Source organism: Luedemannella flava, from assembly GCF_039528515.1.
Taxonomy (GTDB): Bacteria; Actinomycetota; Actinomycetes; order Mycobacteriales; family Micromonosporaceae; genus Luedemannella; species Luedemannella flava.
The window spans coordinates 1-556 of record NZ_BAAALT010000075.1 but is presented as its reverse complement, the minus strand read 5'-3'; the positions used below and the strand labels follow the sequence as shown (position 1 = coordinate 556).

General features: G+C 70.9%; 1 protein-coding gene. It reads left to right on the top strand.

Features of this window, described 5'->3' with window-relative positions:
• Positions 1–49 precede the first annotated feature (49 nt).
• The coding region (locus tag ABD211_RS14100; RefSeq protein WP_425560408.1) for an AMP-binding protein at positions 50–556 on the top strand (507 nt) is incomplete at its 3' end.

Sequence of the window (556 nt, the reverse complement as noted above, 5' to 3'; positions counted from 1 at the left end):
CCTGGTCTCGGTGTTCGGCCCGTTGCTGGGTGTTGAGGCGGGGACGGGTGTGTTGCAGTTCGCGTCGTTCAGTTTCGACGCGTCGGTGCTGGATGTGGCGGTGGCGTTGGGGTGTGGCGGGTCGTTGTGGATCGCCACGGAGGAGCAGCGGTCGCAGCCGCAGCGGTTGGCTGAGTTGTCCGGGGTGTCGGTGGCCAGCGTCGTCCCATCCCTGCTGGGGGTGCTGGAGCCGAGCACGCTGGCGCAGGTGCGCGCGATGGTCGTGGGTGCGGAGACGGTCAGCGAGTCGGTCGCCCGCACGTGGGGTCAGGGTCGGCGGTTGGTGCATGCCTATGGGCCGACCGAGGCGACGGTCATCGCCGCCACCGGGATCGTGGATCCGGACCGGGCGGGCACCGTGCCGTTCGACGGGCCGATCGCCAATGCCCGCTTGTTCGTGCTGGACAGCCAGTTGGAGCCGGCACCGATCGGGGTGGCCGGTGAGTTGTACGTGGCCGGCGCCGGCCTCGCGCGCGGCTATGTGGGTCGGGCCGGGCTGACCGGTGAGCGGTTCGTC